The following is a 4,872-nucleotide window of genomic DNA, read 5'->3' on the forward strand; positions in this document are numbered from 1 at the left end:
GCCGCCGCCGCACCACGACATCTACTCGATCGAGGACCTGGCGCAGCTGATCCACGACCTGAAGAACGCCAACGAGCAGGCCCGCATCCACGTGAAGCTGGTCAGCTCGCTCGGCGTCGGCACGGTCGCGGCCGGCGTGTCCAAGGCGCACGCGGACGTCGTGCTGATCTCCGGCCACGACGGCGGCACCGGCGCCTCGCCGCTGAACTCGCTCAAGCACGCGGGCACGCCGTGGGAGATCGGCCTTGCCGAGACCCAGCAGACCCTGATGCTGAACGGGCTGCGCGACCGCATCACCGTGCAGGTCGACGGCGCGATGAAGACCGGCCGCGACGTCGTGGTCGCCGCGCTGCTCGGCGCCGAGGAGTACGGCTTCGCGACCGCGCCGCTGATCGTGGCCGGCTGCATCATGATGCGCGTCTGCCACCTCGACACCTGCCCCGTCGGTGTCGCCACGCAGAGCCCGGAGCTGCGCAAGCGCTACACCGGGCAGGCCGAGCACGTGGTGAACTACTTCCGGTTCGTCGCGCAGGAGGTCCGGGAACTGCTGGCGGAGCTGGGTTTCCGCACCCTGGACGAGGCGATCGGCCGGGCCGACGTGCTGGACACCGACGACGCCGTCGACCACTGGAAGGCCAGCGGCCTGGACCTGTCGCCGATCTTCGAGATGCCGGCCGACACCCCGTACGGCGGCGCCCGGCGCAAGATCCGCGAGCAGGACCACGGCCTCGAGCACGCTCTGGACCGCACGCTGATCCAGTTGTCCGAGGCGGCGCTGGAGGACGCGCACCCGGTCCGGCTGGAACTGCCGGTGCGCAACGTCAACCGCACCGTCGGCACGCTGTTGGGCTCGGAGATCACCCGCCGCTACGGCGGGGAGGGCCTGCCCGACGGCACGATCCACATCCGGCTCACCGGGTCGGCGGGGCAGTCGCTGGGCGCGTTCCTGCCGCGCGGCGTCACGCTGGAGATGGTGGGCGACGCCAACGACTACGTCGGCAAGGGCCTGTCCGGCGGCCGCATCATCGTGCGGCCGCACCCGGACGCGACGTTCGCCGCCGAACGTCAGGTCATCGCCGGCAACACGCTGGCCTACGGCGCCACCGCGGGGGAGATGTTCCTGCGCGGGCACGTGGGCGAGCGGTTCTGCGTACGCAACTCGGGCGCCACCGTCGTCGCCGAGGGCGTGGGCGACCACGCCTTCGAATACATGACCGGTGGCCGTGCCGTGGTGCTCGGACCGACCGGCCGCAACCTCGCCGCGGGCATGTCCGGCGGTATCGGCTACGTCCTCGACCTCGACGAGGGCAGCGTCAACCGCGAGATGGTCGAGCTGCTCCCGCTCGAGCCCGAGGATCTGAACTGGTTGAAGGACATCGTGACCCGTCACCACGAACTCACCCGCTCGGCGGTCGCCGCCTCGCTGCTCGGCGACTGGCCGCGCCGGTCGGCGAGCTTCACGAAGGTCATGCCGCGCGACTACAAGCGCGTGCTGGAGGCGACCAAGGCCGCGAAGGCCGCGGGCCGCGACGTCGACGAGGCGATCATGGAGGTGGCGTCTCGTGGCTGACCCCAAGGGCTTCCTGAAGTACGAGCGGGTCGAGCCGCCCAAGCGCCCCAAGGAGCACCGCGCCGAGGACTGGCGCGAGGTCTACGTCGACCTCGAACCGGCCGAGCGCGACCAGCAGGTGCGCACCCAGGCCACCCGCTGCATGGACTGCGGCATCCCGTTCTGCCACTCGGCCGGTTCCGGCTGCCCGCTGGGCAACCTGATCCCGGAGTGGAACGACCTGGTGCGCCGCGGTGACTGGACCGCGGCCAGCGACCGGCTGCACGCCACCAACAACTTCCCGGAGTTCACCGGGAAGCTGTGCCCGGCGCCGTGCGAGGCGGGCTGCACGCTGTCCATCTCGCCGCTGTCCGGCGGCCCGGTCGCGATCAAGCGCGTCGAGGCGACGATCGCGGAGAAGTCGTGGGAGCTGGGCCTGGCCCAGCCGCAGGTCGCCGAGGTGGCCAGCGGTCAGCGCGTCGCCGTCGTCGGGTCCGGCCCGGCCGGGCTCGCCGCCGCCCAGCAGCTCACCCGCGCCGGGCACGACGTGACCGTCTTCGAGCGGGACGACCGGCTCGGCGGGCTGCTCCGCTACGGCATCCCCGAGTTCAAGATGGAGAAGAAGCACCTCGACAAGCGCCTGGCCCAGCTCAAGAAGGAGGGCACGCAGTTCGTCACGGGCTGCGAGGTGGGCGTCGACATCACCGTCGAGGAGCTGCGGGCCCGCTACGACGCGGTCGTGCTCGCCGTAGGCGCGCTGCGCGGCCGCGACGACACCACCACGCCCGGCCGGGAGCTCAAGGGCATCCACCTGGCGATGGAGCACCTGGTGCCGGCCAACAAGCAGTGCGAGGGCGACGGCCCGTCGCCGGTCCACGCGCACGGCAAGCACGTGGTGATCATCGGCGGCGGTGACACCGGCGCCGACTCCTACGGCACCGCGATCCGCCAGGGCGCGGCCTCGGTGGTCCAGCTGGACCAGTACCCGATGCCGCCGACGACCCGCGACGACGAGCGGTCGCCGTGGCCGACGTGGCCGTACGTGCTGCGCACCTACCCGGCGCACGAGGAGGGCGGCGAGCGGAAGTTCGGTGTCGCCGTGCGGCGGTTCGTGGGCGACGAGAACGGGCACGTCCGCGCGATCGAGCTGCAGCAGGTCAAGGTCGTCAAGGACCCGGAGACCGGGCGCCGCGAGGTGCTGCCGGTGTCGGACGAGATCGAGGAGATCCCGGCCGACCTGGTGCTGTTCGCCATCGGGTTCGAGGGCGTGGAGCACATGCGGCTGCTCGACGACCTGGGCATCCGGCTGACCCGGCGCGGCACCATCTCGTGCGGCCCGGACTGGCAGACCGAGGCCCCGGGCGTGTTCGTCTGCGGCGACGCCCACCGCGGCGCGTCGCTGGTCGTGTGGGCGATCGCCGAGGGCCGCTCGGTGGCCAACGCCGTCGACGCCTACCTGACCGGCGCGTCGGACCTGCCCGCCCCGGTGCACCCGACGGCTCTGCCGCTCGCTGTGGTGTAACTCTCCGGGGTAACGCAACCAAATAACGCGCATCGGCCGTTCGGGCTCACCCTGGGCCCGAACGGCCGATTGTTCACCCCGTCGCGCCCGCCTAACTTTCGGTGACAACGGATCGACCGGCAGACGGGTGGCGTCATGAAGCGAACAGGTATCCGGGCACTGGTCCTCGCGGCGGTCGCCGCGGTCACCACGGCCGTGTTCAACGCGCCGGCCACGGCGGCGCCCGGCCCGGCGGTCCACGTCCACGGCGCCGGTGCCGCGGAGTACTGGACGCCGGAGAAGATGCGCTCCGCCAAGCCGCTCGACGGCCTGGTGACCGCCGCCCGCGACCTCGGCGCCGACGTCCGCGCCGCGGTGCCGCGCCTGCTCCCGTCGCGGACCTCGAAGGTCAGCACCGGCGACCCGTGGGCCGGCGGCGGCGCGGTCACGCGCACCGCGGGCCGGGTGTTCTTCACCTTCAACGGTTCCCCGGCCTCGTGCAGCGGCGACGCGGTCACCAGCGCCAACCGCAGCGTCGTCATCACCGCCGGGCACTGCGTGAAGTACGAGGGCAGCTGGCACACCAACTGGGTCTTCGTGCCGGGCTACGACAACGGCAACGCCCCGTACGGCGAGTGGGCCGCCACCACGACCCTCACCACGCCGCAGTGGCAGGCGAACGAGGACCTCAACTACGACGTCGGCGCCGCGGTGGTGGCCCCGCTCAACGGCCAGTACCTGACGGATGTCGTCGGCTCGCAGGGCATCGCGTTCAACCAGCCGCGCGGCCAGGCGATGCACAGCTTCGGCTACCCGGCCGAGCCGCCGTACGACGGCAGCGAACTGACCTACTGCGCCGGCCGGACCTTCAACGACACGTTCGGCAGCAACGACCTCGGAATGCGCTGCGACATGACCGGCGGTTCCAGCGGCGGCCCGTGGTTCCTCAGCTTCAACGAGGCGACCGGGACCGGCATCCAGAACTCGGTGAACAGCTTCGGTTACACCTTCCTGCCCGGCGTGATGTTCGGCCCGTACTTCGGCGCGGACGCGGAGGCGCTCTACAACGCGGCGGCTGCGCGGTAGTTCATATTCGGTTGCCGCGGCCCGGCCCGGTCGGATAGGAAGCCCGCATGCTGAAGGGCGAGAAGGTCGGGCTGCGGGCCCGGTACGAGGAGGACATCCCGATCCTGCGGACCGAGCTCTACGACGACGTGGAGGGCGGTTCCCGGGCGGAAAGCCGGCCGTGGCGGCCGATCTCGCCGAGCTCGAAGGACCGGCGGCTGCACGTCGACGACAGCGTGGCGGAACACGTCCCGTTCTCGATCGTGGAGCTGGCGGGCGACACGCTGATCGGCACCGCGAACCTGTGGGGCATCGACACGCACAACCGCACCGCGCACATCGGGCTGGGACTGCTGCCGTCCGCGCGCGGCAAGGGTTACGGCAGCGACGTGGTCGCGGTGCTGTGCCACTACGGCTTCGTGGTGCGCGGCCTGCAGCGGCTGCAGATCGAGACGCTGGCGGACAACTACGCGATGCTGCGCGCGGCGGAGCGCAACGGCTTCGTGCGGGAGGGCGTGCTGCGCAAGTCGGCCTGGGTGATGGGCGAGTTCCTCGATGAGGTGCTGCTCGGGCTCCTGGCTCATGAGTGGAAAGCGATGTCCTAGGCTGTGTTGTTTGGTGAGGTTGGTTCCGCGGCTGGCTGGGGTGTTGCCGCCGATGCGGGTGTGGGGTCGGTGGTAGTTGTACCAGTGCAGCCAGTCGGGGAACGCTGTTTGCCGGTGGGTTTCTGAGGTGTAGGGCTGGTGGTAGGCCCATT

4 protein-coding genes and 1 pseudogene are annotated in these 4,872 nt (G+C 71.2%); 4 read left to right on the top strand and 1 reads right to left on the bottom strand.

Annotated features, from left to right (window positions below; translation table 11 throughout):
- The 4 genes from ABZ215_RS43190 to ABZ215_RS43205 form a co-directional block, all read left to right on the top strand.
- Positions 1 to 1,570 (top strand): glutamate synthase-related protein (locus tag ABZ215_RS43190; protein WP_354956727.1); only part of this gene is annotated, 1,570 nt, incomplete at its 5' end.
- Positions 1,563 to 3,071, top strand: coding sequence for a glutamate synthase subunit beta (locus tag ABZ215_RS43195; RefSeq protein WP_020419667.1), 1,509 nt, complete (start codon positions 1,563 to 1,565; stop codon positions 3,069 to 3,071). The genes ABZ215_RS43190 and ABZ215_RS43195, both read left to right, overlap by 8 nt.
- A gap of 135 nt (positions 3,072 to 3,206) precedes the next feature.
- Positions 3,207 to 4,136, top strand: coding sequence for a peptidase (locus ABZ215_RS43200; RefSeq protein WP_354956729.1), 930 nt, complete (start codon positions 3,207 to 3,209; stop codon positions 4,134 to 4,136).
- Between the two features lie 47 nt (positions 4,137 to 4,183).
- Positions 4,184 to 4,720 (top strand): GNAT family protein, encoded by a 537-nt coding sequence (locus ABZ215_RS43205; RefSeq protein WP_020419665.1) that lies wholly within the window; start codon positions 4,184 to 4,186, stop codon positions 4,718 to 4,720.
- A gap of 15 nt (positions 4,721 to 4,735) precedes the next feature.
- On the opposite strand, the pseudogene ABZ215_RS43210 reads toward ABZ215_RS43205, so the two are convergent.
- Positions 4,736 to 4,872, bottom strand: a pseudogene (locus ABZ215_RS43210) (integrase core domain-containing protein); the annotation flags it as partial.

The sequence above is a fragment of the Amycolatopsis sp. NPDC006131 genome (assembly GCF_040614175.1).
In the GTDB taxonomy this organism is placed as follows: domain Bacteria; phylum Actinomycetota; class Actinomycetes; order Mycobacteriales; family Pseudonocardiaceae; genus Amycolatopsis_E; species Amycolatopsis_E tucumanensis.